The organism is Hymenobacter volaticus (assembly GCF_022921055.1).
Lineage (GTDB): Bacteria > Bacteroidota > Bacteroidia > Cytophagales > Hymenobacteraceae > Hymenobacter > Hymenobacter volaticus.
Genome location: NZ_CP095061.1, coordinates 4,012,291 through 4,038,220, shown reverse-complemented (window position 1 = coordinate 4,038,220; position 25,930 = coordinate 4,012,291). Strand labels below are relative to the sequence as shown.

Below are 25,930 nucleotides of genomic sequence, written 5' to 3'. Positions count from 1 at the left end.
ACTACTGTTTATCTCGCCCATTATGTCATGCTGAGCGCAGCCGAAGCATCTCGCTAGTGTAGTAATCTCCTTACTACCACAACGAGTCGCGCGAGATGCTTCGACTGCGCTCTGCATGACATTCGTAATTACAACGGCGGCACCCCAAGATGCTTCGGTTTTGTTGCATCCCTGGCTTGATGCGCCACATGCTCAGCACAACGTTTTGATTGTGTTACAACGTTAGCATGCGAGACGCTGCGGCACTGTTCAGCATGACCGAAGATAAACTAACTGGCTTGAGGTGAACTTACCCGATGCTGCGAATGACGCCGCCATCTACCCGAACGGAGGCGCCGTTGGTGGCGGAGGCCAAGGGGCTGGCGAGGTAGGCTACCATATTGGCTACTTCGTCGGTGGTAGCAAAACGTTGGAGTAGGGAAGAGGGACGCGCATTTTGGAAAAATTCGCGCTCTGCATCCTCCTTGCTCTTGCCCTCCGCCGACATTTTCTGGATAAACTCTTCTACCCCCTCGGAGGCCGTAGGGCCGGGCAGCACCGAATTGACGGTGACTTGCGTGCCTTTGGTGAGTTCGGCCAAACCGCGGGCCACGGCGAGCTGCGCGGTTTTGGTGGTGCCATAATGAATCATTTCCTCGGGAATCTGGAGGCCCGATTCACTGGAAATAAACAGGATGCGGCCCCAATCTTTCTTCAGCATCAGCGGAAAATACTGGCGCGAGAGCCGCACGCCGCTGAGCACGTTCACTTCAAAAAACCGCAGCCAGTCTTCGTCGGGTATCTCGGCGAATGGTTTGGGTTCGAAAATGCCAACGTTGTTTACCAAGATATCCACAGTAGGTATCTGGATGAGCAGGTAATCAACTTGCTCGGAACGGCTGAAATCGACGGCGACGCCGCGCACAGTGGCGCCGGGCGTTTCGGCTAGAATGGCGGCCTGGGCTTCTTGCAAGCGTGCTTCGGTACGGCCCGTCAAAATGATTTCGGCGCCTTCGGCTGCTAGGCGGCGCGCAATGGCTAGCCCAATGCCGGCCGTGGAGCCCGTAATTAAGGCTACTTTATTGGTGAGTTGCAGATCCATGCGGAAACAGGTGAGGTGATAAACCACGTGCTAAACGCGCAAACGCTGGATTTGTCTGGCTGCGCCCCGCTTTTTCTGACAAGCAGTTGGCAATGGTCAGGGAACTAATCAATTTTCAGTGGTTACCGTATTATTCGCCAATCACTGATAGAAACCTTTTCCGCTCGTACATGGATTTCACTTCCTCTCGTCCCGAAGACCTGCTGTTTGACGCCGCCCGCAAAGGCAATGTAGACACCCTGAAGGCATTGCTTGCTGAGGGCGTCGACGTAAACACGCAGGATGGTAAAGGCTTCACCGCCCTTATTATTGCTGCCTACGACGGCCACCTCGAAGCCACCCGGCTGTTGCTCGAAGCCGGCGCCAACCCCAACGTGCACGATGCCAGCGGCAACACCGCCCTGATGGGCGTCAGCTTCAAAGGCTTCCCCGAAATTGCGCAGCTACTCATCGAGCACGGCGCTGACCTCAACGCCCGCAACGGCAATGAAGGCACAGCCCTCATGTTTGCCACTCTATTCGGCCGCCACAACATTGTACCTGTATTGCTTCAAGCCGGCGCCGATGCGTCCCTGCGCGACGTGCGGGGTCTCACAGCCCGCGACTTAGCTATTCAGCAAGGCAACGATGTGGCCCTAGGCTTGCTGCCTCAGGAATAACGCTGCTCGTATTAATCCTAAGCAAACGCTTACTCAATTGCAGCTATGAACGACTCCGTTGCTCGCTTCGCTCCCTATGCTTTCGCCTTGCTACGCATTGTGGTAGGCGTCCTTTTCGCCATGCACGGTAGCCAGAAGCTATTCGGTGTTCCCGGCGACAAACCGCCTATGGAGCTAGCCTCACTGATAGGGGTGGCCGGTATCATTGAATTTGTCGGGGCATATTGATTGCGATTGGTTTGCTGACGCGCTTTACTGCCTTTATAGCCAGTGGTACCATGGCCGTGGCTTACTTTATGGCGCACGCCCCCAATGGTCTGTTGCCTATCGTCAACCAGGGCGAGCCCGCCGTAGTGTACTGCTTTGTGTTTCTCTACATCTGGGCACACGGCCCTGGTGTTTGGAGTATCGACCGGATGCTGCGCGGCAACCGCACTGCGGCGGTAGCATAAAGCACGGCATACGCTATTCCTTTTTTCTTTAGCTAGAAACCCGTCGTCTCACATGGTGGAGGCGGCGGGTTTTCTGTCTTATAAAGCAGGCGTATTAAGCTGTTGACCTTGGTGTAAGCACCGATACACCTAATGTAGCCTATCAACTTCGGCAAGGGCCTAGCAATCTGCTAGGCCCTTGTTGTTTATGCGTTGTATAAGGGTAAAGCCTAAGGAATAGATTGCCATGTTACATCGGCTACGGCGGCCGTATTCGTGGAGAGGTATTGGTCGTACAAGTCTTGGGCCGTGCCTTGGTCTGGTTCGCTGCCATCCGAGCGCAGCACGAGCAGTAAGTCGTCGGGCGTCAGATTCAGCTGTTGCATGAGTTGCTGTCGTAGCTCTGGCGTAGCATTTGGCAGGCCGTCTTGCAGTTTCACAACCGTTACGAATTGCCCGTCTTGCTTTATTTGGGTGTATACGCCCGAGGGGCCAATGGAAAAGGTGTCTCTAGTCATGAGGATATGTAGTAGAAAGGACACTGTAGGATACGCAAGACAAGCAAATGTGGCGCTGCCTTTTTGCAGGGCTGATGCATGGGCCCAACTTTCACTGAAAGTTGTTCTTTGTTGGCGAGGCGGCATTTTCCCCGGCTGGTAAGGACACCGGTCCCGTGATTTTCAACAAGACCTCGGCCAAGGGCTCCAGACTGGTTATTTCATCCACATGGGTAAGGGCGCGGGTACCGCCGAAACGGTTCAGCCACACGGGCCGAATACCTGCCTCCAAGGCCCCCACTACATCAGCCAGCCAATTGTCGCCGACCATCACGGCCTCAGCAGGGCTGCAGTGCAGGCACTCTAGGGCTACTTGGTAAATGCGAGGATTAGGCTTTGTCACGCCTACATCTTCCGATGTAATCAGGGCATCCACCAAATGGGCCATGCCCAGTTGCACCAATTTTTCCTTTTGCTCGGAAGTACGGTTGTTGGTGACTATCCCAATTCGGTGGTGGGGCTTTAGGGCTTTCAGCAAGGGTAAAGCCCCTGGTACAGCCCGGCGCAGGCGCTGGTAGTAGCCGTAGTGCCGGTGCGCAAACTGCTCGGCTTCCGCATCAGTTGTACCTAATCCATACGGCGCGAGCAACCGCTGAAAACGCAGACGACGCGCTTCTTCATACGAATAGCGGCCAGCCAATACCTGTGGGTGCATTTCCTCCAGTATCTCACTGTACTGCTGATATAACGCTTCCAAATCTACCCCCTGAAACTCGGGTATTCCCGCCGTGGAGACAGTTAACGTTGCCCGCGCCGTATTAGCATGATCGAAAAGGGTATCGTCTAAGTCGAGAAGAACAACAGTGGGACGAACGAAATGCAACGACGATTCTGGCTGTGGCGGCATAGAGCGAATTTTATATGAAAGTCTACAGAGAAATTCAGCATGCACTTTCCAAACACCTGTAGTTGGCTAAAGGCCTAAAGGTTGCAGTTAAATGCTCAGTTGAAGTAAGGCTAGCTTAGGCTACTAGGCTGAATGCGGGCCCCTTTCATGCAGCAGAAAGTCCACCGTAGTAGCGCGCCAAGCCGAAGCGAAACCAAAGCGTCAGCAACAATGGCAATTGACTGGGGCGTGCAGCAAGTGCCTGTAGATCAGCTATTACGGCTAGCTGGTCTATATCCTGGCTGTTAGGCCTGCGTATGACCTATTCGTCACTAGCTACTGGCAACAGTAGCACAACAACCTCGCTTCTGTGCTATTAGACTAGCGCAAAAGCGGGGCTATGAACGAAATGTGTGGTTTCACTAGGTAAACAATCAAAAGAATGACGCCCAACCTCAAGCCCTTAAAGCAACAAACCATTGTCATCACCGGCGCCAGTAGCGGCATCGGCCTGGCAACGGCCCAGATGGCCGCTAAAAAAGGCGCACAACTCGTGCTGGTAGCTCGTAATGAATCCGAGCTACGCAACATCGAACAGCAGCTCCAGGAACAAGGGGCACGCGTAGTGGCTGTAGCCGCCGACGTAGCCAACCGCGAAGACATTGACCGGGTTGCCGAAACGGCTATCCAGCACTTCGGGGGCTTCGATACCTGGGTCAACGACGCAGGTATTTCTATTTGGGGCCGCCTCGAAGAGGTAAGCGACGAAGACAACCGCCGCCTTTTCGAAACCAACTTTTGGGGCCTGACCTACGGCTCCTTGGCGGCTGCCCGTCACCTCAAGCAGCGCGGCGGTGCCATCATCAATGTGGGCAGCGTAGCTTCGGATGTGGCGTTTCCGCTGCAAGGCATGTACTGCGCTAGCAAGCACGCCATCAAAGGCTTTACTGATGCCTTGCGCTTAGAGCTTGAGGAAGAGGGCGCCCCTATTTCGGTAACCCTGATCAAGCCAGCGGCCATCAACACGCCTTTCCCGCAGCATGCCCGCAACTACATGGACAAGGAGCCTAAGCTGCCGCCGCCTGTCTACGAGCCCGAAGAAGTAGCCAACGCCATTCTGTACGCCGCCGTGCACCCGAGCGCGACATCTACATTGGTGGGGGTGGAAAAATGATGAGTTCTTTTAATAAGCATCTGCCGCGCGTCATGGACAGAATGAGCGAAAGCATGATGGTGAAGGAGCAGAAGCGCGATGAGCAGCCCCGCAACCCCCAAGGAGCCCTGCACCATGCCGGCGACGACGGCCACGCGCATGGCGACCATCCGGGCTATGTAATGAAAACCAGCCTCTATACGCGTGCCAATAGCCATCCTGTACTGAAAAATACCTTGATGGCTGCCGCAACGGCCGCTGCCACCTGGTGGCTGCTTGGCAAGCGCAACACCAATAAGGTGAAGGCAACCTCGACAAGGACCGACAGTAGTACAACCACTGACAGCGTTGGTACTAGTGCTAGCCCTATAAGCAGCACTACACCCTCCATCGAAGACCACGGCATTGTAGCCACTCACCACGAAACAGTCCCGCTTACGGTATCAAACATTACGATTGTTCCTTAAGCTGGAAGTTAGAAATAAGCAACGCCCGCGGCTGCTCCTAGTAGAGTGGCGCGGGCGTTTTGGTTGTTGAAGTAGACCAGTATTGCGAGCCAGATCAATAGGGTATTAAGAAGGCTAGGGCTCTTTCGGCTGCTACCCTGAAAGTAGAAGGTCGAATGGACGAGGCGATTGGTCGATTCTTTTGAGCTTTTGGTGGAACGTGGCCCGCGTTGACGCGAACAGGCATTGGGTTTGAATGAAGCGATTCAGAACGCAACGTTCTGCACCCCTTTCCAAATAGACTTCAAATTCACTCTACCATGAAAAAGCAACTTTTTAGCCTCGCCCTTCTCCTTAGCCTTGGTACCTCTTTCAGTGCTAACTCTTTCGCCACTACCACAGCTGCCATCGGCCAAGAGCAGCGCCAGGACCGTGACCATGACAAAGACCACCGCCAAGGAAAAGGCGAGCGTAGTGCCCATCATCAGCAACGCCGCACCGATGCCATGGCCAAAGAACTCGGCCTGAGCAGCAAGCAAAAGTCGAAAGTCGAGAAGATATTCCAGGAGCAACAGCAGCAGATGCAAGCCCTGCGCAGCCGCTCCGGCAATGATCGTAGCCAACTCAGGGCCGAGGCCAAACGCATCCACGAAAGCACCGACAAGAAGCTTAAGGATGCGTTGTCGAAAAAGCAGTACGCTCAGTTTGAAGCCAAGCGCCAGGAGCGCCAACGCCAGATGGCCGACCGCCAAAACAACCAGCGCGGCAACGACCGTCGGGACTTCGGTCGCCGCAGCTAAGCTTTCTCTCTTTTAGTGTAGCAACCCGCTTCGTCCATGCCCGGATGAGGCGGGTTGTTTGCTTTTATATTTATCTTTATTGATATACCAAGTATTCAAGGTATAATTTCGTCTTAATAACTAGCGGCGCCAGATGTCCCGCTGTAGGTTAACTTAGTGCGCTATGTCTACTGCCAGTGCTTATGCCGCGCGTAGGGCTCGTTTTTGGGCCACGCGACGCCATGTCTTCCAAACAGTTGGTAGTATTGGGGTGGTGTTTGTTGGGGTACTCGAAGCCATGGCTCTGCTGCTGTGGGTGCCCCGGCAGGCACTGTTACTTCTGGCGCTGGTAGGCTTCCCAATTGGGCTGATCCTGGGCGTGTTGGAGGTTGTGGTGTTTCCGGCCCTAGTGCAGCGCCTGAAGCTGCACCTGGCTACGCTGCTGCAAGGCTTAGCTCATTTGCTGTTGCTGAGTGTGCTCTACGGGGCTATTATGTGGGTGGCTCACCTGCTCGATTTGCCGCAGCTCTGGATACCACCCACGGGCAAGACTCCCGGCCCAGTGCAGAACATGCTGCGAGTGTTCATGATTTACTTGTTTGGGGGTTTCGTGACGACGCTGTTGCGCCAGCTGCTGTTGCGCATGGACCGGCGCCGCCTCGTGCAGCTGCTGGCGGGCCACTATCAGCAGCCCGTGACCGAAGACCGTATCTTCCTGTTCGTAGACTTGAAAGGCTCGACCCGCCTGGCTGAAACCCTCGGCAATGACCAATATAGCCGCTTAGTGCGCGACTTCTTTTCCGATGTTAGCGTGGCTATTGAGGCTACTCGGGGCGAGGTGTACCAATACGTAGGCGACGAAGTAGTGGTGACCTGGCCTTCCAAGCTGGGGCTGGCACATGCGAACTGCCTGCACTGCTTTTTCAAGATGCAGCACCGCATTGAAGAGCGCCGCGGCCACTACATGCGCAAATACGGAGTGGTGCCCGAGTTCAAGGCCGGCGCCCACGGCGGGCGCGTCACTACGGTGCTAGTTGGCACGGCGCACCGCGAGCTGGTCTACCACGGCGACGTGCTCAACACCACGGCTCGCATTCAGGCGCAGTGCAATGCGCTGGGTAGCAAGTTCCTGATTTCGGCCAGCCTCTACCAGCAGATAGGATCGCAGCCGGAATACCATTTCACATTACTCGGCAGCCACCAACTGCGAGGCAAAGCCGGCGCCACCGAATTGGTTGATGTGCAGGAGCAGGTCTCTTTCCGGCCAATTCAAGCGGAAATAGTGGAAAGCAGCTGGCCCGCTGGAAACTAGGCTAGTGCCCTATAAAATGCAGTTTTCAAATAAGAGCTGCTTGTCACTGCAGCTGTGTCACGGCATTTGGTGTGATGAGTGAGGCATAGCAAGCGTCATTTCGCTACACGAACGTGAAGGACAGCCAAAATAATCCAGAACGTCAAATGCCGGACACCACTTTTCCACGCATCAACTGTTGGTTACGAAAAGTTGCACTAATAGGATCGATATCACTGCTTTATGATTATAGTATAAGAGTGATCAGATAGTGAGATAAACTCCTATTTGTGGAATACCAATAATTTATATAAAAATACGCCGTGTCCTATAGTATTTGTCGTCAACCGTAGCAAGTAACGCGTTTAAAACACTCTATTTGTATTGCCAAATGAACGCTACACTATATGAAGAAATTCCTCGCGCTTTTTGTTTATCTATTACTATTTATTAGTGTGACTCAAGGGCAACGTATGCTTAGTAATTTAGATGCTCCTACTTCAGCGTACAAATTAGTTTTATTCGATGATTTTAAATACGAAGATGTTAATAGGTTATTACACGCTCCAGATTCTAAATGGCATAGCGGTCATAATTACCAAACTGTGTATAATAATGGCAGCGAAATGTCGCCTGCTTTTATAAAGTATACTTGGAATTGGCCAGTTGGCACTCTATATGACTCAATTTGTAAAAACGTAAGTCCCTTTCAAGCTTATTGTTATTCAGAAGACGATATATCGTTATTGCATGACCGAAGTGAAGCTGAGGACAAGGTCTTGGCTTTGAATTATACATATTACAAAAACCCTATTGTTCCTGCTTCTGAAATAAAATTTAATAAGACAAGTGGTTTACTTGAGCTTAATGATAGTGTAGGGTATGGCGTATATGAAATTAAATGCAAACTGCCTCGACAAGATGGATTGCAAGCCGCTTTCTGGGTGTGGGGCTACGGCCGTGAGATAGATGTTTTTGAGACATATTTCATTCAAGACTCAAATAATGGTCAAGGGGATAGAAAGTATTTCTCTACTATTCAGCCAAATTCTAGCACTCATTACAGATGGAAAAAAAATCCGGCGGATGAGTACCATATTTATCAATTAGCTTGGACACCAACTACAATTAGTTGGTTTGTTGATGGCTATGAAGTTAGGACAGATAATAGAAATGTAAAGGGAGGGTTAAATTTAGTATTAAGCGCCCATTACATGTGGAGTTGCGCTGCTCCTGGTGTTACTGGTTCCAATAATTATTGCCAGCCGAAGGAATGCCAGTCACCTAATGATCCATTGCTTATTGATTACATAAAGATATACAAGCCTAAAAATGAGGCTATATTACCCTCTGGTCAATGGCCAAATTATATTACGAAACGCAATCGGCTTAATTTTAAATCTGCTGTAAAAAAACCTGTTCGCAGGCTGCCACAGAGTTAGCACTTCTTATAGAAATTCAGGTATAAATCAACGGCTCCTCGCGAAACAGAGCATGCTACAATATTATATTCCAGTCAGTATTACAATCTACATAAGCCAGCTGTTTCGCGCTACTGCTGGTGTGATTTGTATAGTAGTCAACAAACCCGGAAGCCGGCCCGCGTCTTACAGTGAGCCGGCTTCCAGGTTATAAGATGGTGGCACTATCTAGAGTAGTCTGTTCAGACACGGTGCCTGGGAGTAGGGTCCGGCTTAGTAGTTGGGCTATGTTTTTCGGCAGCTCCGCCACTAGCAGCGGCCGAAGCGGCCGGGCTACCAAGTGGTAGCGCGTATCGGCGCGCTCGTGCAGGCGGGTTTTCTCGAATGAGAACAGCCCGCGCCGGGCGTAGCGGGCAAAGCTTTGGTAGCTGCTTGCTTCTTCTGTGCCATTCACTACCTCCGCCACCTCAAGTTCCGGCAGCGTCAGGAAATACTGGTGCAGTTCCAGCAGCACCTCCTGCGAAGCCGCCACCGATTCAGGCAGTATCCCGCCGCCGGACGCTACGTGCAGGATATACCCGCTGCTGTCTGTAGCAAACCAGTCAATATCGGCGTCTTCTTGGTCTATTCCGTCGATGCGCATTTTGTGATTTTTAATGCTATCCACCAAATGTTAATTCTGAACTAGACCCTGACTTTAATGCTGCTGGAAGATTATCTAGAAAATGATATACTAGACGTGGATCTCTAAGTAAACCTGGATTCATATCTAAGTGAGCCATCAATTGAGGTGAAATAGTCTCAACACTCATAATAGTTCTGCCATCTATAACAGCTTTTACAAGAATTAAGGCTCCGGTTCGTAAAACTATTTCATCAACATTATGACAAGCTGCTATTAGCTGCGCTGCGGCGCTTGATAATTGTGCAGTTGACTCTGCTACTGGTTTTCCTAAATATGTTGCTTCTAGTGCAGCTTTACCTTTGTTATATATTTCTTGGACCTCTTGTTGCGTCTTTGGCTTTTTTGTCCAGAAAATTAAGCTTTGGATAAAAGAGCCCCAAACAGGTTCTTCTTCCGACTTATAATCGAACCCACAAACGCTCATAAAGGAGCTTGCACTCTCCAAGATGTTCTCTAAATGTTCATTCTGAATAAAGTGTTGTGGAATGCTTATATAAACAAGCGCTTGCTGCTTTTTAGATTCATTGTCAACAAAAAAGCCTTTGTCTATATTGTCTAAGTACCCAAAGATTATATCATTACTTTCTACTTCTCCTTTTGTATTTCTCAGCTTTCTAATTTTATCTCCGTTTTCGTCTAATCCAAATGCTTGCAATACTTCTGCAATCAATTTCAAAGAATTTGATTTATCTGACATAGAAGTTAGGATTTAACTAATTGAATAATTTATTCACCCAACTTCTCTAATATCTCCTGCGCCGCTATGGCAATAACGGTTCCCGGTCCGTACACTCCGGCTACACCGGCGTTGTATAGGAAATCGTAGTCTTGGGCGGGGATGACGCCGCCGGCAATGACGAGGATGTCTTCGCGGCCGAGCTGCTGTAGCTCCTGGATGAGCTGCGGAATTAGGGTTTTGTGGCCGGCGGCGAGGCTACTCACGCCCACTACGTGCACGTCGTTTTCGGCCGCTTGGCGGGCTACTTCGTCGGGGGTTTGGAAGAGGGGGGCAATGTCCACGTCGAAGCCCACGTCGGCGAAGGAAGTGGCAATGATTTTCGAGCCCCGGTCGTGGCCGTCCTGGCCCATTTTGGCCACCATCATGCGGGGGCGGCGGCCTTCTTTGGCGGCAAAGTCGTCGGCTGCCTGGCGGGCCTTGGCAAATTCTGCGTCGTAGTCCATTTCCTGCGAGTAAACGCCCGATACCGTGCGGATGGTGGCTTGGTGGCGGCCGTACACCGCTTCCAGCGCATCCGAAATTTCGCCGAGGGTGGCGCACAAACGGGCGGCTTGCACGGCTAGGGCCAGGAGGTTGTCGTTGCCGGAGCGGGCGGCATCCGTGAGGGCAGTTAGGGCCTGCTGCACGGCGGCATTGTCGCGCTCCGCTTTGATGGTGTTGAGGCGCGTAATCTGCGACTCCCGCACGGCGGCGTTGTCGATGTCGAGGATTTCGATTTGCGTTTCCTGGGCTTGCTGCTCGTTGGTGAGGCGGTAGCGGTTCACGCCCACAATCACCTCTTTGCCCGAGTCGATGCGGGCCTGCTTGCGGGCCGAGGCTTCCTCGATGCGCAGCTTGGGCAACCCGGTTTCAATGGCCTTGGCCATGCCGCCCAGTTCCTCCACTTCCTGAATCAGCGCCCAGGCTTTGTTGGCCAGCTCGTGGGTGAGGGTTTCCACGTAGTAGGAACCGCCCCAGGGGTCCACCACGCGCGTGATGTCGGTTTCGTGCTGAAGGTAAAGCTGGGTGTTGCGGGCAATGCGGGCCGAGAAGTCGGTGGGCAGGGCAATGGCCTCGTCGAGGGCGTTGGTGTGCAAACTTTGGGTGCCACCCAGCGCGGCCGCTAGCGCCTCAATGGCGGTGCGGGCCACGTTGTTGAACGGGTCTTGCTCGGTGAGTGAGTAGCCCGAGGTCTGACAGTGCGTGCGCAGCGCCAAGCTCTTGGGGTTCTGCGGCTCGAACTGTTTTAGCAGCTTTGCCCACAGCAACCGGCCGGCCCGCAGCTTGGCAATTTCCATGAAGTGGTTCATGCCAATGGCCCAGAAAAACGACAGCCGCGGCGCAAACTGGTCGATGGTCATGCCTGCCGCCAAGCCCGCCCGCACATATTCTAGGCCATCGGCCAGGGTGTAGGCTAGCTCCAGGTCGGCAGTAGCACCGGCTTCCTGCATGTGGTAGCCGCTGATGCTGATGGAGTTGAACTTGGGCATGTTCTGCGCCGTGTAGGCGAAGATGTCGGCAATGATGCGCATGCTCGGCTGCGGCGGATAGATGTAGGTGTTGCGCACCATGAACTCCTTCAGAATATCGTTCTGAATGGTGCCCGCCAGCTTATCCGGTGTCACGCCCTGTTCCTCGGCCGCTACTATATAGAAGGCCATAACGGGCAGCACCGCCCCGTTCATGGTCATACTCACCGACATCTGATCCAGCGGAATCTGGTCGAAGAGAATCTTCATGTCCTCCACCGAGTCAATAGCCACGCCGGCCTTGCCCACGTCGCCCACCACCCGCGGGTGGTCGGAGTCGTAGCCGCGGTGCGTGGCCAAGTCAAACGCCACCGAAAGGCCTTTCTGCCCACCCGCGAGGTTGCGCCGGTAGAAGGCGTTGCTTTCCTCGGCCGTGCTGAACCCCGCGTACTGCCGCACAGTCCAGGGGTTCTGCACATACATAGTCGGGTAGGGGCCCCGCAGATATGGCGCCTGCCCCGCCCCAAACCCCAGGTGCTCGAAGCCGGCCACATCCTCGGCCGTATAGTAGCTTTTCAACTCGATGCCTTCGGGCGTGACAGCGGTAGCAACTTCAGTCGCTGGTACAGCTGGTAGTTGCGCGGCATTGTAAGGAATACTCGAAAAGTCGGGTTTCATAAGGCACTGGTTGACTCTATTATGCTTTGTTTCACTTGCAGAAATGCAGCTTATGTAGCTGTCCTGCTTGCTCTAACGTCTACTTGTCGATGGATTTCGCATGCAACCATTACTACTCCGACATCAGTACGTGAGATGCTTCGGCTCCACTCAGCATGACCGTTGCTTACTTGGGCGATGGTAGCGGGTATTTCGGTGGACTCTGCTGTTCTAAGCCTCACTTGCTTTTTACTTTCCTTGGAGCCGCGCTAGTACGTCTTCGGTGCTGTAGCCCTGCACGGTGAACTCCTGAAAGCCAAACACGCGTACAGCTTCCTGCATAGTGGCAAGGTCGGCAGTGATCAGCACGGGAGGGACAAAGGTCGTGTCATCGTCTGCAATCCGGTAGATGTAGCGCGCAAAGCGGCCAAACTGCTCGGGCGTGGCATACATTAAAATGGCTTCCTCCGTAGACGACAACAACACCGACAACGTCCCTACCGGGTGTGATTCGTGTAGATCGGCCTGCTCCTGATCTGGGAGCAGCCGCAAAAACGACTCCTCAATGAGCTGGTTGGTGTGCGAACCGAGCAACACCACCGCCGCCCGCTTCCGCTTTTTCTCTCGGCGCTCGAAGTGCAGGCTCGTTGCCAACCGCAGCACTTCCGAGGGGTAGGTAGCGCGCGTCGAGTCGAATTCCCGGCTGCGCAATAGGCGTTTCGGGTTGAAGTCGAAATGCTCGCGCGTGTTCTGAAACTTGTTAGTACCCACTACCACTTGCTCGCCAGTAGCAATGCGCCGAAACTGTGCTTGCGCCGCCTCATGCAATTCCTGCATCACCAAACCAATAGCGGCTGGCAGCCCGCCCTTGGCCTCTATTTTCTGAAACAAGGTCCAGGCTTCGCGGGCCAGGGTATCGGTGAGGGTTTCCAAATAGTAAGAGCCTGCCGCCGCATCCTGCACCTGCCCCAAGCCTACTTCCTCGCGCAGCAGCACCGACAGGTTGCGCGCCAACCGGTCCGAGAATTCGTTAGGGTCGTGGAACAGGCAGTCGAAGGGGCGGACGCTGAGCGCGTCGGCGCCACCTAATACGGCACTCATAGCCTCGGTGGTCACGCGCAGTAAGTTGGTGTGCGCGTCAAGCGTCGTCTGGCTCCACGACGACGTTTCGGCCCATAGAGGTACTTGAGCTGTTTCGGGCGGCAGTCCGTAAGCGTGCAGCAGCGTAACCCAGAGTCTGCGCAACCCCCGCAGTTTGGCAATTTCGAAAAAGTAGTTCGGGTTGATAGCAACGTGCACCCGCATAGCCGCTGCTACGTTGGCAATAGGTAACGCCTCCGTCGGCAACTCACTCAGGTAAGCAGCCGCAGTAGCCAGCGCGAAAGCCACTTGCTGCGTAACGGTAGCCCCTCGGTTGCCGAAGAAAGCCGTGTGCAAAGTCAGGGCCCGAAAATTCGGCATGTGTTGGGTTAGCGTCAGCGCCTCCCGCAATTCCTGAAGCTGCCCTTTGAAATTATGCAGATGATTGCTGATGGGGTCATGTTGCAGAAACCCGTGTAGTTCGGAGATACCCGTATCTAGCAGCCGTTGTATAAAAGCGGCTGGCGCGTTAGTGAGCGAGTATCCTACATAAGTGGTGTCTAGCGGCAAGTGCGCATGCAAAAACTCCACATCGAAAGCCGTGGCATCAGCTACCACAAAGTGAGCCCCGTCAGCACCCCTGGTCAGCGCTTCGGCTGCCCGCAGAATAGTGGCGTGGCCCCGCTCGCCCGCCGGCACCGAGTAGGAAGGCACATTGCGCCAACTGCTGCCGGTAGCGCTAGGCCGCACTTGTGGCGTAGGAGGTTCTGGTAACGCCTCTAAGGCTTCGCGGTGGTAGAAAGGATCGAGCATGAAGCCGTCTGGGGTTTGCCAGCGCAACGTGGCCGGGTCCGCGCCCTTCAGGTCGCGCGCAATGCGAGCCTGCCAAGCGGCTGTACTTACAGGCTCGAATTCAGAAAAGGAAACAGACGCGGGGCGCGGCGTGTCAGGCATAACAAAGCTCAGGTGGGAAAGGGAAACAGGCGTAGGAGCGGGCTAAAGATACCGGTTCGAGGACAGATACCGCCCGTCGAGCCGCGCAACAACATTTGGGTGTTGCAGGAACTGAGAAGGTTTTATTGTGTTGAAGGGGCGTATTGAATTAAGCAAAGGTTCCTTAGTGTCAACTAACGCTCCAACGCTCCGGATAAGTTACCTTTGTGGTCCGCACTCCTTTTCTTCACACACCCGATGCATTTTCTTCACTCTCGCACGGCGGCGCTTAGCCTGCTAGCGGCCTTGGCACTTTCGTCGGGCTGTCAGCGCGCTGCCTATGTGGCCAAGCCAACTTTGCAGCCTGTTACGGCTCAACCCGTTGGCAAGACCTTAGCCGATGACCCTACGGCGTTGGCAACCATTGCGCCCTATCGTCAGCGCGTGACCGAGCAGATGACAGCAGTTATCGGAACGGCCCCTAGTGCCTTGGTTAAGAGTAATGGAGAGTCGCCGCTAGCTAATTTTGTGGCGGACTTGCAGCGGACCCGTGCCAGTCGGGAGCTAGGTCAGCCCATCGACTTAGGCGTGATGTCCAATGGCGGCCTGCGCGCCCCGCTGCCAGCCGGCCAAGTAACGCTAGGGTCTGTGTTTGAGCTGATGCCCTTCGAAAACGAGTTGGTGGTGCTGGATGCCTCCGCTGCCGTAGTGCAACAACTCTTCGACTATGGCGCCCGCGTGAAAATGGCTTTCTCCGGTGCTACGTACACCGTCGGCCCTGATGGCAAAGCTACCGACATCCGCATCGGCAATCAGCCATTCAATCTCACTCAGAGTCGCGTCTACACTATCGCCATCAGTGATTATTTAGCTGGTGGCGGCGACAATATGGTGTTCTTTAAGTCTATCAAGCCCCGCGGTACGGGGGTGTTGCTGCGCAATGCCATTGCCGACCAAATCCGGGAGTTGACCAAGCAAGGCAAGCCCGTGGAAGCAAAGGTGGAAGGCCGAGTGAAATCGAGTAGCTGAGTCATTGGCTCTGCTGCATTCGATCCTAACCCTCTTCGCTACGCAAAGTAGCTAGTTACCCCTCCTTAATCACTCACTTACACGAAACGAAGTGAACCGTCGCGAATTTCTCAAACATACAGGAGTAGGTGCCGCAGGACTAGGCTTGCTAGGCTTAAGCTTGCCGACGGCCGCTGCCAATACGAAAGCTAGCCGGTTGGTAATCTTGCACACCAACGATATGCACTCCCGCATCGAGCCGTTTCCGGATAATGCTGCGCAGTACGCAGGCATGGGCGGCATGGCTCATCGGGCATCCCTCATCAAGCAGGTACGGGAGCAAGAGCCCAACGTGCTCCTTCTTGACTCCGGCGACATCTGGCAGGGCACGCCGTATTTCAACTTTTTCATGGGAGAGTTGGAGTACAAGCTCATGAGCGAAATGAAGTACGATGCCAGTACCCTCGGCAACCACGACTTCGACAACGGCTTGGAAGGCTTGCAGAAGCAATTGCCCAATGCCACGTTCCCTTTCCTGATTGCTAACTACGATTTTTCGGGTACCATCTTGGCTGGTCGCTTTCAGCCCTACAAAGTATTCGAGAAGGCTGGTCACCGTATTGGAGTGTTCGGGCTTGGGATTGAGATGGCGGGTTTAGTAGCCGATAAAAACTTCGGCGCCACCAAGTACCTCGACCCGATAGCTACGGCTAAGGAGATGGTAGCTAAACTACGCGGTCCAGAAAAGTGCGACTTAGTTATCTGCCTCTCGCACCTCGGCTACAAATACCAAGGTGCTAAAGTTGACGACTTCAAGCTAGCCGCCGGTGCCCCCGGCATCGACCTGATTTTAGGCGGCCACACCCATACGTTCCTCGACAAACCAGACGTTGTAGCAGGAGCCAATGGCCATCAGACGCTCATCAACCAGGTCGGGTGGTCCGGTATCAATCTTGGCCGCCTCGACTACACATTTGAGCGTGGCACCCGCCGGTCGAGCGTTGCTATGGCTTCTGTAGTGCCCGTGCAAGCTGCCTGATAAAACCTCGACAAAAGCAAGTGGAAAAACGGTTTTTTCTCTCCTGACTTTTCCACATTTTTGTCTCCCTCTAAAAAAAATGGGCCTCTTTGAGGCCCATTCGCGCCTCTTCTATTCCACTCACGCACCTGCTGCTTTTGTCGTAACTAATTGATGCTGAAGGATTGCCATACAGTCTGGGCCAACTGCCTTCGCGTCATCCAAGCTACCATTGGTGAGCAGAGCTTCCGAACGTGGTTTCTACCCATTGCTCCGGTTGCGTTGCAGAACAATGTGCTCATCATTCAGGTACCGAGCACCTACTTCTACGAGTTTTTAGAGGAGCACTACGTCGAGGAACTGAAGCGAGCTATTCACCAGGAACTCGGGCCGGACGGCCGCTTGGAGTATAGCATTGTGGTAGACCAAGGCAACAGCCAGAATCAGCCCCGCACTCTCAACCTGCCTACTACCCGCAAGGTGGCGGGCCCTGCCCCGGTAGCCACGCCCGCCGCGGCCTTGGCTGCTGGCCCTATGTCCTCTTCGGCCCGCAATGTGGCCGCCGCCGCCGCGGCACCGGCTGCGCAAACCATGCTGCGCAACCCGTTCGAAGCCAGCAAGGCTGTCGACCGACACTACTTGCATTCGCAGCTCAACGGCAGCTACACCTTCGAGAACTATATCGAGGGCGACTGTAACCGTTTGTCGCGTTCGGCAGGTTTGGCCGTGGCCAATAAGCCCGGCACTACCAGCTTCAATCCGCTCATGATTTATGGCGGCGTGGGGCTGGGCAAAACGCACTTGGTGCAAGCCATTGGCAACCACATCAAGGCCAGCAACTCCGACAAGTTTGTGTTGTATGTGTCGGCTGAGAAGTTCACCAACCAGTTTATCGAGAGCTTACGGGCCAATGCCGTACAGGACTTCGCCAACTTCTACTTGCTGGTTGATATTCTGATTCTTGATGACGTGCAGTTTTTGTCGGGCAAAGACAAAACGCAGGAGATGTTCTTCCACATCTTCAACCACTTGCACCAAGCTGGCAAGCAGATCGTAATGACTTCCGACCGGCCCCCGCGCGACCTAGTGGGCTTGGAAGATCGGTTGCTTTCCCGCTTCAAATGGGGCCTCACCGCCGACCTGCAAAGCCCCGACTTCGAGACCCGCATGGCCATCATCCAAAACAAAATGCAGCAGGATGGCATCGACATCCCGCCGCAGGTGGTGGAGTACTTGGCGCATTCGGTCAATACCAACGTGCGCGAACTGGAAGGCGTACTGATTTCGCTGGTGGCCCAAAGTAGCCTCAACCGTCGCGAAATCGACTTGGAGATGGCCAAGCAGGCCCTTCGCCATATCATTGAGGAAGTGGAGGCGGAGGTCAACATTGACTTCATCCAGAAAACTTGCGCCGAGTACTTCAGCGTGCCACTGGATTTGCTTAAAGCGAAAACCCGTAAGAAAGAAGTGGTAACCGCGCGGCAAGTGGCCATGTACTTCGCCAAAGAGCACACTAGTCATTCGCTCAAGAGCATCGGCCACCATTTCGGCGGCCGCGACCATAGCACCGTTATCCACTCCGTGCAGACCGTTTCGGACCTGATCGATTCCGATAAAAGCTTCCGTAACCAGATAGTTGAGCTGCGCAAGAAGTTTGCTGGCAAGTAGCCCGTACTATATCCTAATAAAACAAAGAAGGGCGCTCCGAATAGAGTGCCCTTCTTTGTTTTATAAAGTTTCAATTTAGCTGAATCTATGCTACAGATTAGGCTGTGCGTCGTGTAAGGGAATTTGATACTGAGTGGCAAAGCTGCGAAGCTGCTCACGCAATTGGCGTTTGCGCTTACGGCCACGCACCTCACGAAGACTTAGCGTGTAGGTGCCATCTTCCTTGGTATGCACTCGAACTTGCTGTAGCATCAACTCCAAGCGGTTAATACCTTCGGCCGCAAAGACCTGCTTCGGGCGAAACAGCCCATTCTTATGCACGATATAGCCCGGCGTAAACTCCAGATAGCTCTGCGTGCCAAACACAGGCGCATTGTGCACGAGCACGTAGCCAATGTACACCAAGCTGAAAACCAGGAACACGTAATGCAGAAAATGCATGTCGTTCAGGCCGCTATCGGTGACAATTAGGGTAATGGTGTACGCCACCCAAATGAAACCGAAGAATAATTGTCCCCAAAATGGAATGCGGGAAGTGTTGGCGGGTTGGAGACGAATGCGGGTAGAAGCTGTAGGCATAGCGGCGTAAATGGTCGCAACAAAGGGCAAAGAAAGCGAAAAACCGGCAACGCACGGAGCGCAGCCGGTTTTAGAAGGCACTCAGTTGACGTTGTCAGTTCGACAAAGGACGAATCTGAGTTAGAACGTTGAATTGTTCGTTACGGATTCCTTTTTCTGCATGGTAAGCGGAATCCGGTACGACAACTGTCTATTTCAGTGTGGCAGAAGCTAGCTCCATTTCTGGAACAGCGCTCAAAACCTGCGAAACTGGGCAGTTAGCCTTGGCTGTCTCCGCATACTGCTGAAATTCTTCCTGCGAAACACCTTCCACTTCACCTTCAGTGGTTAACGAAATCTTGACAATCTTCGGAACCTCCCCCGAAGTGTCCAGCGTCACTTTCGACTCGGTACGGATCTGTTGTACCTGTTTGCCGTCTTTAGTTAAGATGCTGGTTAGGAACATGGTGTAGCAACCGGCATGAGCCGCGCCAATAAGCTCTTCCGGGTTGGTGCCTTTCTGGCCCTCAAAGCGGGCGCCTACCGAGTAAGGTGCTGAAACCGTTCCGCTCTGCGTGGTGATGTTGCCGCTACCTTTGATGTCGCCGTTCCAAACAGCGTTTCCGCGTTGATTAATCATGGGTGTGGTTAATTAAGTGATGAGCTTAAAGCTACAACGGGTAGCTCGGTTTGAAGTTTATTGAAACTCGTTCAGCAATTATGTGGCAAGTATCAGCATATGACAGCAAATTCTAAACTTCGATATCCAAACAGTTCAGCTTATACTAGAATTACGCATTGAATAATCAGGATTGGGTGGTTGGGTTTTGGGATAGTTGTGACATCCTGTGTTGCGGAAGAACTGCCTATAGAAACAACGGTAAGAGAACTAGATGTTGGTTTCATCTATGTAAGGCTTGGGGTGGGAATTCTGTGGCCTTCAGCGCTTGGGTTACAGTTCTATAGTAGGAGTAAGAATCAACTGGTTGGGGGCGTCTTGGCCGGACTATGTATAGCGTTAACTGTGCCTTGGTTCTTACTCATACTAATCACTAGTATCAGTGATGCTTGGCAGGATGAGCAGCTTTTATACAAAGCGAAAGGCAACCCAGATATCCGCATAGCTACCCAGTACCGTGACATATTTGTAACGACAAGCAGGAGGTATAGAATGGTAAAGCTGACACCGTTGCTGGGCGCTTGGCAAGTGGTAGAGCCAGTAGACACAGCTAACTTTGACGCAACGGGCTGGCAGCGCGTAAATCAATAGCTTTTACATTTACGCGCTATCATCTTGCATTCTTCTGTATGGGCCTGAAATCTGCCTTGAGCCGCCCGCTCGCCGCTTACATCACCAACCAATACGCGCGTTGGCAGCAGGACCCTATCGGTACGCAGCAGCAGGTGCTTCGCAGTATCGTGACGAAAGCCAGCGGTACTGCTTTCGGTAAAGAGCATGATTTCGGGGCTATTCAGTCGGCGCGGGATTTAGCCCGGCAGGTACCTGTGCGTGATTACGAAGGACTCACGGCATATTTCGAGCGAGTAAAGCACGGGGAAGCCAATGTGCTCTGGCCAGGCCGACCATTGTATTTGGCCAAAACCAGCGGGACTACCTCTGGGGCCAAGTACATCCCGCTTACCAAAGACAGCATTCCCAACCATATCAATGGAGCCCGCGACGCGCTGTTGCATTACGTACGCCGCACCGGCAAAAGTGCTTTCCTGGATGGGAAGCTAATCTTCCTGTCGGGAAGTCCGGAGCTCGAAGAAGTGGGTGGCATTCCAACGGGGCGGCTGTCGGGCATCGTCAATCACCATGTGCCAGCCTACCTGCGCCGTAATCAACTGCCAAGCTACGCCACCAATATCATCGACGATTGGGAAACCAAGCTGGCGCGTATTGTAGATGAAACGCTTACGGCGCCCATGACCCTGATTTCAGGTATTCCGCCGTGGGTGCAGATGTACTTTGACCGGATTGTGACCCGCACGGGCCGGCCAGTAGGGGAGGTGTTTCCTGACTTCAACCTGTTCGTGTACGGGGGCGTCAACTTCGAGCCATACCGCAAAAAGCTATTCGACACTATCGGGCGGCCCGTGGACAGTGTCGAACTGTTTCCGGCATCCGAGGGCTTTCTGGCTTTCCAAGACGAGCCTGGCAACCCTGGGCTACTGCTTTTACTTGACGCGGGCATCTACTACGAGTTTATTCCAGCCGAGCAATTTTTCGAGCCCAACCCGCCCCGTCTTTCCCTAGCCGACGTGGAGTTGGATAAGCAATACGCCTTGGTACTCAACTCCAATGCGGGCTTGTGGGGCTACAGCCTCGGTGACACCGTACGCTTCGTACAGAAATACCCGTTTCGAGTAGTGGTGAGCGGGCGGATCAAGCATTTTCTGTCGGCCTTCGGCGAGCATGTAATAGGAGAGGAAGTGGAGCAAACGCTCCGCGAAGCCATGCAGCAGCACCCGGAAGTGGAAGTCGTGGAATTCACTGTCGCGCCTCGCGTCAGCGACGACCCCGCCATTCCGTCGCGCCACGAGTGGCTGATCGAGTTTGCACGGCCTCCGCACGACGCGGCAGCCTTTTCCGCTGCGCTAGAAGCCGGCCTGCGCCACCGCAATGTATACTACGACGATTTACTGACCGGTAATATCCTGGCTCCGTTGCAACTCACGCCACTGTCAGCAGGGACCTTTCAGCGCTACATGAAAAGCCTAGGTAAGCTTGGCGGCCAAAACAAAGTACCACGCCTCAGCAACGACCGTGGGGTAGCGGATGGATTAGTATCCGTCGGTTAGCGCCTCAAGCAGCACTAGTCCGTAGTGTTGGGTTAATATGAATGATGGCCCATATAGTAGTCTTTAGGACTATTGTTTTGAAGCCGGCGGCCATTCTGCGGTACAGCTGGTTTTTAGTAACCTTTCTCCTAACCCCGACTGGTATTACATTTCCTTTCTACTCTAGCGGAGGTAGCTGCTATCAACCGTCTAGGGCAGAGAGGTTTTAGCTAGGAGGCTGCTGTTCGCCCCGATTTTGTGTGGGAGGCGAAAACAAGTTAAGGCGCTGAATGACGTTTCACTGCCTACTTATGCGCATTGCCTTCGACCTTGACAATACATTGATTCGGTGTGGCTACGATTTTCCATTGGAACAGCCACAGCGTCGATTATGGGCGACATTATTGGGTGGAGAACCCTTGCGTCAGGGCATTGTGACATTGGCCGAGTATTGCCGCCAGCGTGAATGGGAAGTATGGGTGTACACTACTTCACACCGGAGCACTTGGTATATACGAAAGCTGTTCTGGCTGCACGGCATTCGCCTAGATGGAATAGTAAACCAGTCGCGTCACAATCGGAAGGCTACTGCTAACTGCACCAAACATCCGCCGAGTTTCGGTATCGACTGGCTGTTGGATGATTCGGAAGGCGTCCGATTAGAAGGAGAGCGGCACCAATTTCGTGTGTTGGTTATCCAACCGCACGATAAGGAGTGGGTGTCGCAGGTATTGGCTACGTTCGACACGCTCAACTAGCCTAGTGTAAGAAAAGCATACAAGTAAGGGTGGCTAAATCTGAAACCAGTTGTCAGTGCGTATATCTCGTTATATTAAAAATATTTAATGGATAAGTGCGGTATGAATAAAAGTAAATTTTCCTCTCATTATCCTATATTTGTACAAGGAAAACTGTGAACTGAATCCACACCTGTTTTTGCTGATTAATACTGATCCATTGCCTACTCTTTCACAGAAGAATATCCTTATCATATGACGCACAAATACACTGCTCCACTACCAGCTTTAACCTGTGCTGTATTGGACGACGATGAAATAAACCGTTTTACCCTTGAGCACTATATACGGCTTAGTGGCTCTTTACAATTAGTTGCATCCCTTTCAGGGAGTATGGAGGGCTTAGACTTCTTTAGTACGGAGCGTCGAGTTGACGTACTTTTTTTAGACGTAGAAATGCCTGACCTCAACGGGTTGGATATGCTACGCCTGCTGCCTGAACCTCCTCAAGTTGTATTAACCACTGCTTACGAAAACTGCGCTTGGGACGCCTTCGAGCTAGGAGTGGCCGACTACCTAGTGAAGCCATTCGATTATGCCCGGTTTGCCCAAGCCGTGCAGCGAGTAGCCGAACGGTTGCGCACCCGTCCATATTCATTAATACGCTAAACGAGTCAGTGCTACTTGGGGCTTGGATGTACAGCCGTATCTGGTAGTAATGAGTTGGCGTGCTGACCGATTTGAGATAAAAGCTTTGGAAGAGTATCGAGGAGTTGTTGTGTGGCAGCGTAACGGGACGTATCCGAGGCGGTGGCATCTTCTAAAACTTGGATAGCCTTCAATAAGCTCTCTACCTGGAACAGCTTCAAAGTAGGTTTGAGTTGGTGAGCACAGGTAGCGGCAGCCAGCCAATCAGCTGTACCGCTGGCTTTCTGGAGTTTGGTTATTGAAGTGGGCGTGCTAGTCATAAACAGTTCGAGAATCCGCTGCACGAAATCTAGCTTGCCGTGTGCCATTTCATAAAGTCCGCTCAAGTTGAAAAGAGGACCAGCCTTGAAAGCTGGAGCCTTATGCACAGCAAGCATCTTCGTTAGCAGGGCCGATTCGTCGAAGGGCTTGGCTAAGCAGTCGTCCATGCCGGCGGCTAAGTATTTTTCGTTATCCGTTCGGAAGGCATTAGCCGTGAGGGCAATGATGGGAGTGCGGGCACGGAGCGGTTCTGGATGGCGGCGCATAGCCGCTGTTACATCCAAGCCGCTCATATCTGGCATCTGAATATCCATTAGTACTACGTCGTAAAACGTGTGCTCAAAGAATTTCAATGCCGTCATGCCGTCGGGAGCGGCATCAATTACGACGCCAAATTGCTCGAGTACTAACTGCGCCAACTGGCGGTTTACGTCGTGGTCTTCCACCAACAGCACTCGCCAGCCTCGCACCGACTCTGCCACTTGTTGAACTGCTGCCAGTTCTTCTACAAGCTGTACTTCGGACCCCGCTAATGAAAAAGGCAGCGTAAAGCTGAACGTACTGCCTTGGCCAGGTTGGCTGCACAGCACTAAGTGGCCATCGAGTTGCTGCACAAGTCGGCTACTAATGGCTAAGCCTAACCCTGTGCCTCCGAAATGCCGAGTGGTGTCGGAATAAGCTTGAGCAAAACTTTCAAATATGGCTTCCTGCTTTTCTACGGCTACGCCCGAACCCGTATCAGAAACCTGGAAACTGACTTTGAGCATAGTGTCATCTTCTACCAGTACACGACAATGCAAGGCCACGTAGCCTTGATCGGTAAACTTGATGGCATTGCTGAGCAGATTGAGCAAGACCTGACTGAGCCGATGCGGGTCGCCGAGTAGGAGTGGGAGCGGTTGGTCGGGAAGAATGAGTTCAAAACCGATGCCCTTTTCAGTGGCTCTGAATGCCTGAATCTGGGTGGTGGTGCGAATAGTATCCACCAAGTCAAACGGGGTGTGTTCTAAATCTAACTTGCCGGCCGTGATCTTGGCCATATCCAGTACATCGTTTAGGATACCGAGCAGGTGGTTGCCAGAGTTGCGGATGATGGCTAGATATTCTTGTTGCTGCTGGTTCAGCTGGGTACGAGCCAGGAGGCCAGCCATACCAAGCACACCATTCATGGGGGTACGAATCTCATGGCTCATGTTGGCCAAGAAGGTTTCCCGGACTTGCACTGCTGCCTCTGCTTCGCGCCGCGCCTGATGGATAGCTTGCTCAACCAAATAACGGTCGCTAATGTCGGCGCTAGAGCCTACCATCAGTCGCAATTTACCATCCGAGTTAAATACGGGTTGAAATAGCCGAAGCCAGTGGCGGGTGCCCGCTGAACTTTCAAAGGTTTCTTCCCACGTCACCTCTACACCTTCCTCCATGGCCTGCTTGAATTTCACTTCGCGCTGTAGGGCCAGCGTCCGCGGATGGTTGAAATGCGCGCAGTACTCGAAATTGTCTTTGCCAATGAGCCATTCGCGAATTCTATCGTTGCGTACTGCCGTCGAGTTGACGTATTGGTAGCGGTGATGCGTATCAAAAACAGCTACTCCTGTAGGCAGATACTGGAGCACTGTTTCAAAAAAATCACGTTCCGCTGTCTGCTTTTGTTCAGCCTTGTGTCGGTCAGTAATGTCGGTGAGATATAAAGAGTAGGATTGGTTGCCAGGCACTACTGTCAGCAAGTAATGACGCCCGGCCAGTGCTACCTCTTGCTCTGAGTTAGCAATGGTATGCTGAGCTAATGACAGGAGCCATTGGCGTGGGCAGATACCTTCCACTGTAGACACCGATTGGAACAGTTTTTCAGCAGCTGGATTAGCATACACTATTTCAGCAGAGAAAGATAGCTGTATTACGGGATTAGGATTTTGCGTAAGGAGATGCAGCACCAGAGCTTCTGGAGAAGCAATGGAAGTAGAAGTAACTGACATTGTATAATTCAATAAAGCAATAAATATACAATCTGCTTTTGCTAGCCACCAAAAGCTCTTGAAGTATTTATTGTCTTTATTTATAAGTAGACGTCAGTACTCTGGGCAGACACTTGTTTTCCGTCTTATACAGGATAAAGTCATAATCGTTTAAGCGTGTAGTTGAGCAGTCTTGAATACCTAGTTCCTTGTGAGCAATTGTGATATATTGATAGATCTTCTTTGCTGGTTTTAGAGTGGGATAGATGTTCGATGAACTAGAGGAGCCTGAATTGACGGACAGTTTATAGGTTCATCTTGAATAGGTAGCATGCATCGTAACGCTAATACAGGTAAGTTGCGGGCTGCTGTTACAAGAAGCTTGTCTTAGCTTCTTGTAACTAAGACACTAGTAATAGGTAGAAGTGTTTTCGGCTTATGCTAGCTTGGTTGAACGTAGACTTGCTACCTAGTTTCATGCCGACCAAACCAAGATGTAATAAGGTTGTCTTGCGCCTATGTACAGTAGGCGTGGATACATGCTTTCTGCTTTCTCAAGTCAGTAATTGAATGACACAGCTTCCATCTACAATTAAACCGTTGCTTCACGCTGCTTGCGCAGCCTTCGTGACGCAGCGCATTGAAGCAGCCCAGGCAGCTATGCTCACCGCGCAAGAATCGGCTAATTCGGAAACCAAGAGTAGCGCCGGTGACAAGTACGAAACCGGCCGCGCCATGGCCCAGGAAGAGCGTAACCGCAATGCTGTACAGCTTCAGCAAGCTTTGCAGTTGCAAGGAGAGCTAGCCCGCATCAACCCGGAAACAGCTTCTGACGCCGTTCGTCCAGGGGCCTTGGTGCATACTACTATGGGGCGTTTCTATATCAGCATTAGTGCTGGCAAGCTTACCCTAGATGGTCAAGACTATTTTGCTGTGTCGGCTGCGGCGCCGGTGGCGGCAGTTTTGACCGGTAAGCAGGCTGGTGAAGAAGTGATGTTCAATGGGAAAAAGGTGCAGATACAGCGCGTGGAATAAAAGTTGACTAAACGT

General features: G+C 52.7%; 23 protein-coding genes and 1 pseudogene. 14 read left to right on the top strand and 10 right to left on the bottom strand.

Annotated elements, in window-relative coordinates:
• Positions 1 to 289 precede the first annotated feature (289 nt).
• Positions 290 to 1,081: an SDR family NAD(P)-dependent oxidoreductase gene (locus tag MUN86_RS17510; RefSeq protein ID WP_245119338.1), complete on the bottom strand. Its 792-nt coding sequence runs from the start codon at positions 1,079 to 1,081 to the stop codon at positions 290 to 292.
• Positions 1,082 to 1,251: 170 nt separating this feature from the next.
• On the opposite strand from MUN86_RS17510, the gene MUN86_RS17505 reads away from it, so the two are divergent.
• Together MUN86_RS17505 and MUN86_RS32785 are read left to right on the top strand one after the other, a co-directional pair.
• Positions 1,252 to 1,740 carry an ankyrin repeat domain-containing protein gene (locus MUN86_RS17505; protein ID WP_245119337.1) on the top strand — a complete coding sequence of 163 codons (489 nt, stop codon included), beginning with the start codon at positions 1,252 to 1,254 and terminating at the stop codon, positions 1,738 to 1,740.
• 45 nt (positions 1,741 to 1,785) lie between these two features.
• A pseudogene (locus tag MUN86_RS32785) lies at positions 1,786 to 2,192 on the top strand (DoxX family protein).
• 209 nt (positions 2,193 to 2,401) lie between these two features.
• Here the strand turns inward: MUN86_RS32785 and MUN86_RS17490 are convergent.
• Both MUN86_RS17490 and MUN86_RS17485 read right to left on the bottom strand, forming a co-directional pair.
• Positions 2,402 to 2,689: a hypothetical protein gene (locus MUN86_RS17490; RefSeq protein ID WP_245119334.1), complete on the bottom strand. Its 288-nt coding sequence runs from the start codon at positions 2,687 to 2,689 to the stop codon at positions 2,402 to 2,404.
• A 91-nt stretch (positions 2,690 to 2,780) separates the two neighbouring features.
• The gene (locus MUN86_RS17485; RefSeq protein ID WP_245119333.1) at positions 2,781 to 3,575 is read right to left on the bottom strand and encodes an HAD family hydrolase; all 795 of its coding nucleotides are present in this window, start codon (positions 3,573 to 3,575) and stop codon (positions 2,781 to 2,783) included.
• A 421-nt stretch (positions 3,576 to 3,996) separates the two neighbouring features.
• Between MUN86_RS17485 and MUN86_RS17480 the strand changes: the two genes are divergently transcribed.
• The 5 genes from MUN86_RS17480 (at position 3,997) to MUN86_RS17460 (ending at position 8,665) form a co-directional block, all read left to right on the top strand.
• Positions 3,997 to 4,728, top strand: coding sequence for an SDR family oxidoreductase (locus MUN86_RS17480; RefSeq protein WP_245119332.1), 732 nt, complete (start codon positions 3,997 to 3,999; stop codon positions 4,726 to 4,728).
• Positions 4,729 to 4,760: 32 nt separating this feature from the next.
• A complete protein-coding gene (locus MUN86_RS17475; RefSeq protein WP_245119331.1) occupies positions 4,761 to 5,174 on the top strand; it encodes a hypothetical protein in 414 nt (137 codons plus the stop codon).
• 299 nt (positions 5,175 to 5,473) lie between these two features.
• Positions 5,474 to 5,953: a DUF4890 domain-containing protein gene (locus MUN86_RS17470; RefSeq protein ID WP_245119330.1), complete on the top strand. Its 480-nt coding sequence runs from the start codon at positions 5,474 to 5,476 to the stop codon at positions 5,951 to 5,953.
• A 163-nt stretch (positions 5,954 to 6,116) separates the two neighbouring features.
• The gene (locus tag MUN86_RS17465; RefSeq protein ID WP_245119329.1) at positions 6,117 to 7,244 is read left to right on the top strand and encodes an adenylate/guanylate cyclase domain-containing protein; all 1,128 of its coding nucleotides are present in this window, start codon (positions 6,117 to 6,119) and stop codon (positions 7,242 to 7,244) included.
• Between the two features lie 386 nt (positions 7,245 to 7,630).
• Complete coding sequence (locus MUN86_RS17460; protein ID WP_245119328.1) at positions 7,631 to 8,665, top strand: glycoside hydrolase family 16 protein; 1,035 nt, start codon at positions 7,631 to 7,633, stop codon at positions 8,663 to 8,665.
• A 187-nt stretch (positions 8,666 to 8,852) separates the two neighbouring features.
• Here the strand turns inward: MUN86_RS17460 and MUN86_RS17455 are convergent, their stop codons facing one another.
• The 4 genes from MUN86_RS17455 to MUN86_RS17440 form a co-directional block, all read right to left on the bottom strand.
• Positions 8,853 to 9,287 (bottom strand): hypothetical protein, encoded by a 435-nt coding sequence (locus MUN86_RS17455; protein WP_245119327.1) that lies wholly within the window; start codon positions 9,285 to 9,287, stop codon positions 8,853 to 8,855.
• A 16-nt stretch (positions 9,288 to 9,303) separates the two neighbouring features.
• Positions 9,304 to 10,026: a hypothetical protein gene (locus MUN86_RS17450; RefSeq protein WP_245119326.1), complete on the bottom strand. Its 723-nt coding sequence runs from the start codon at positions 10,024 to 10,026 to the stop codon at positions 9,304 to 9,306.
• Between the two features lie 29 nt (positions 10,027 to 10,055).
• Positions 10,056 to 12,194: a methylmalonyl-CoA mutase gene (scpA, locus tag MUN86_RS17445; protein ID WP_245119325.1), complete on the bottom strand. Its 2,139-nt coding sequence runs from the start codon at positions 12,192 to 12,194 to the stop codon at positions 10,056 to 10,058.
• A gap of 228 nt (positions 12,195 to 12,422) precedes the next feature.
• Positions 12,423 to 14,207: a methylmalonyl-CoA mutase family protein gene (locus MUN86_RS17440; protein ID WP_245119324.1), complete on the bottom strand. Its 1,785-nt coding sequence runs from the start codon at positions 14,205 to 14,207 to the stop codon at positions 12,423 to 12,425.
• Positions 14,208 to 14,444: 237 nt separating this feature from the next.
• On the opposite strand from MUN86_RS17440, the gene MUN86_RS17435 reads away from it, so the two are divergent.
• The 3 genes from MUN86_RS17435 (at position 14,445) to dnaA (ending at position 17,880) form a co-directional block, all read left to right on the top strand.
• Positions 14,445 to 15,215 carry a 5'-nucleotidase C-terminal domain-containing protein gene (locus MUN86_RS17435; RefSeq protein WP_245119323.1) on the top strand — a complete coding sequence of 257 codons (771 nt, stop codon included), beginning with the start codon at positions 14,445 to 14,447 and terminating at the stop codon, positions 15,213 to 15,215.
• A gap of 91 nt (positions 15,216 to 15,306) precedes the next feature.
• Entirely contained in the window at positions 15,307 to 16,233 is a 927-nt protein-coding gene (locus MUN86_RS17430) for a bifunctional metallophosphatase/5'-nucleotidase (RefSeq protein ID WP_245119322.1), read from the top strand.
• A 153-nt stretch (positions 16,234 to 16,386) separates the two neighbouring features.
• Positions 16,387 to 17,880 carry a chromosomal replication initiator protein DnaA gene (dnaA, locus tag MUN86_RS17425; protein WP_245119321.1) on the top strand — a complete coding sequence of 498 codons (1,494 nt, stop codon included), beginning with the start codon at positions 16,387 to 16,389 and terminating at the stop codon, positions 17,878 to 17,880.
• 90 nt (positions 17,881 to 17,970) lie between these two features.
• On the opposite strand, the gene MUN86_RS17420 is transcribed toward dnaA, so the two are convergent.
• Together MUN86_RS17420 and MUN86_RS17415 are read right to left on the bottom strand one after the other, a co-directional pair.
• Positions 17,971 to 18,459, bottom strand: a complete 489-nt coding sequence (locus tag MUN86_RS17420; protein ID WP_245119320.1) for a hypothetical protein — start codon at positions 18,457 to 18,459, stop codon at positions 17,971 to 17,973.
• A gap of 190 nt (positions 18,460 to 18,649) precedes the next feature.
• Entirely contained in the window at positions 18,650 to 19,078 is a 429-nt protein-coding gene (locus MUN86_RS17415) for an OsmC family peroxiredoxin (RefSeq protein WP_245119319.1), read from the bottom strand.
• 668 nt (positions 19,079 to 19,746) lie between these two features.
• On the opposite strand from MUN86_RS17415, the gene MUN86_RS17410 reads away from it, so the two are divergent.
• The 3 genes from MUN86_RS17410 to MUN86_RS17400 all read left to right on the top strand — a co-directional run bounded on the left by MUN86_RS17410 (position 19,747) and on the right by MUN86_RS17400 (position 22,628).
• Complete coding sequence (locus MUN86_RS17410) at positions 19,747 to 21,243, top strand: GH3 family acyl-acid amido synthetase (RefSeq protein WP_245119318.1); 1,497 nt, start codon at positions 19,747 to 19,749, stop codon at positions 21,241 to 21,243.
• Positions 21,244 to 21,533: 290 nt separating this feature from the next.
• A complete protein-coding gene (locus tag MUN86_RS17405) occupies positions 21,534 to 21,980 on the top strand; it encodes a hypothetical protein (RefSeq protein WP_245119317.1) in 447 nt (148 codons plus the stop codon).
• Between the two features lie 234 nt (positions 21,981 to 22,214).
• On the top strand, positions 22,215 to 22,628 hold the full coding sequence (locus tag MUN86_RS17400) for a LytR/AlgR family response regulator transcription factor (RefSeq protein WP_245119316.1): 414 nt from the start codon (positions 22,215 to 22,217) through the stop codon (positions 22,626 to 22,628).
• An 11-nt stretch (positions 22,629 to 22,639) separates the two neighbouring features.
• On the opposite strand, the gene MUN86_RS17395 is transcribed toward MUN86_RS17400, so the two are convergent.
• Positions 22,640 to 24,901, bottom strand: a complete 2,262-nt coding sequence (locus MUN86_RS17395) for a PAS domain-containing hybrid sensor histidine kinase/response regulator (protein ID WP_245119315.1) — start codon at positions 24,899 to 24,901, stop codon at positions 22,640 to 22,642.
• A 579-nt stretch (positions 24,902 to 25,480) separates the two neighbouring features.
• Here MUN86_RS17395 and MUN86_RS17390 point away from each other — a divergent pair.
• The gene (locus MUN86_RS17390; RefSeq protein ID WP_311181721.1) at positions 25,481 to 25,915 is read left to right on the top strand and encodes a 3-oxoacyl-ACP synthase; all 435 of its coding nucleotides are present in this window, start codon (positions 25,481 to 25,483) and stop codon (positions 25,913 to 25,915) included.
• The last annotated feature ends 15 nt before the right edge of the window (positions 25,916 to 25,930 follow it).

What these genes read in the sequence shown, in the direction of transcription:
- MUN86_RS17415 (WP_245119319.1), bottom strand. Translation starts at nt 19,078, where the DNA reads ATGATTAATCAACGCGGAAACGCTGTTTGGAACGGCGACATCAAAGGT.
- scpA (WP_245119325.1), bottom strand. Translation starts at nt 12,194, where the DNA reads ATGAAACCCGACTTTTCGAGTATTCCTTACAATGCCGCGCAACTACCA.
- dnaA (WP_245119321.1), top strand. Translation starts at nt 16,387, where the DNA reads ATGCTGAAGGATTGCCATACAGTCTGGGCCAACTGCCTTCGCGTCATC.
- MUN86_RS17470 (WP_245119330.1), top strand. Translation starts at nt 5,474, where the DNA reads ATGAAAAAGCAACTTTTTAGCCTCGCCCTTCTCCTTAGCCTTGGTACC.
- MUN86_RS17510 (WP_245119338.1), bottom strand. Translation starts at nt 1,081, where the DNA reads ATGGATCTGCAACTCACCAATAAAGTAGCCTTAATTACGGGCTCCACG.
- MUN86_RS17440 (WP_245119324.1), bottom strand. Translation starts at nt 14,207, where the DNA reads ATGCCTGACACGCCGCGCCCCGCGTCTGTTTCCTTTTCTGAATTCGAG.
- MUN86_RS17465 (WP_245119329.1), top strand. Translation starts at nt 6,117, where the DNA reads ATGTCTACTGCCAGTGCTTATGCCGCGCGTAGGGCTCGTTTTTGGGCC.
- MUN86_RS17490 (WP_245119334.1), bottom strand. Translation starts at nt 2,689, where the DNA reads ATGACTAGAGACACCTTTTCCATTGGCCCCTCGGGCGTATACACCCAA.
- MUN86_RS17420 (WP_245119320.1), bottom strand. Translation starts at nt 18,459, where the DNA reads ATGCCTACAGCTTCTACCCGCATTCGTCTCCAACCCGCCAACACTTCC.
- MUN86_RS17450 (WP_245119326.1), bottom strand. Translation starts at nt 10,026, where the DNA reads ATGTCAGATAAATCAAATTCTTTGAAATTGATTGCAGAAGTATTGCAA.
- MUN86_RS17400 (WP_245119316.1), top strand. Translation starts at nt 22,215, where the DNA reads ATGACGCACAAATACACTGCTCCACTACCAGCTTTAACCTGTGCTGTA.
- MUN86_RS17435 (WP_245119323.1), top strand. Translation starts at nt 14,445, where the DNA reads ATGCATTTTCTTCACTCTCGCACGGCGGCGCTTAGCCTGCTAGCGGCC.
- MUN86_RS17475 (WP_245119331.1), top strand. Translation starts at nt 4,761, where the DNA reads ATGGACAGAATGAGCGAAAGCATGATGGTGAAGGAGCAGAAGCGCGAT.
- MUN86_RS17485 (WP_245119333.1), bottom strand. Translation starts at nt 3,575, where the DNA reads ATGCCGCCACAGCCAGAATCGTCGTTGCATTTCGTTCGTCCCACTGTT.
- MUN86_RS17455 (WP_245119327.1), bottom strand. Translation starts at nt 9,287, where the DNA reads ATGCGCATCGACGGAATAGACCAAGAAGACGCCGATATTGACTGGTTT.
- MUN86_RS17480 (WP_245119332.1), top strand. Translation starts at nt 3,997, where the DNA reads ATGACGCCCAACCTCAAGCCCTTAAAGCAACAAACCATTGTCATCACC.
- MUN86_RS17410 (WP_245119318.1), top strand. Translation starts at nt 19,747, where the DNA reads ATGGGCCTGAAATCTGCCTTGAGCCGCCCGCTCGCCGCTTACATCACC.
- MUN86_RS17395 (WP_245119315.1), bottom strand. Translation starts at nt 24,901, where the DNA reads ATGTCAGTTACTTCTACTTCCATTGCTTCTCCAGAAGCTCTGGTGCTG.
- MUN86_RS17405 (WP_245119317.1), top strand. Translation starts at nt 21,534, where the DNA reads ATGCGCATTGCCTTCGACCTTGACAATACATTGATTCGGTGTGGCTAC.
- MUN86_RS17505 (WP_245119337.1), top strand. Translation starts at nt 1,252, where the DNA reads ATGGATTTCACTTCCTCTCGTCCCGAAGACCTGCTGTTTGACGCCGCC.
- MUN86_RS17460 (WP_245119328.1), top strand. Translation starts at nt 7,631, where the DNA reads ATGAAGAAATTCCTCGCGCTTTTTGTTTATCTATTACTATTTATTAGT.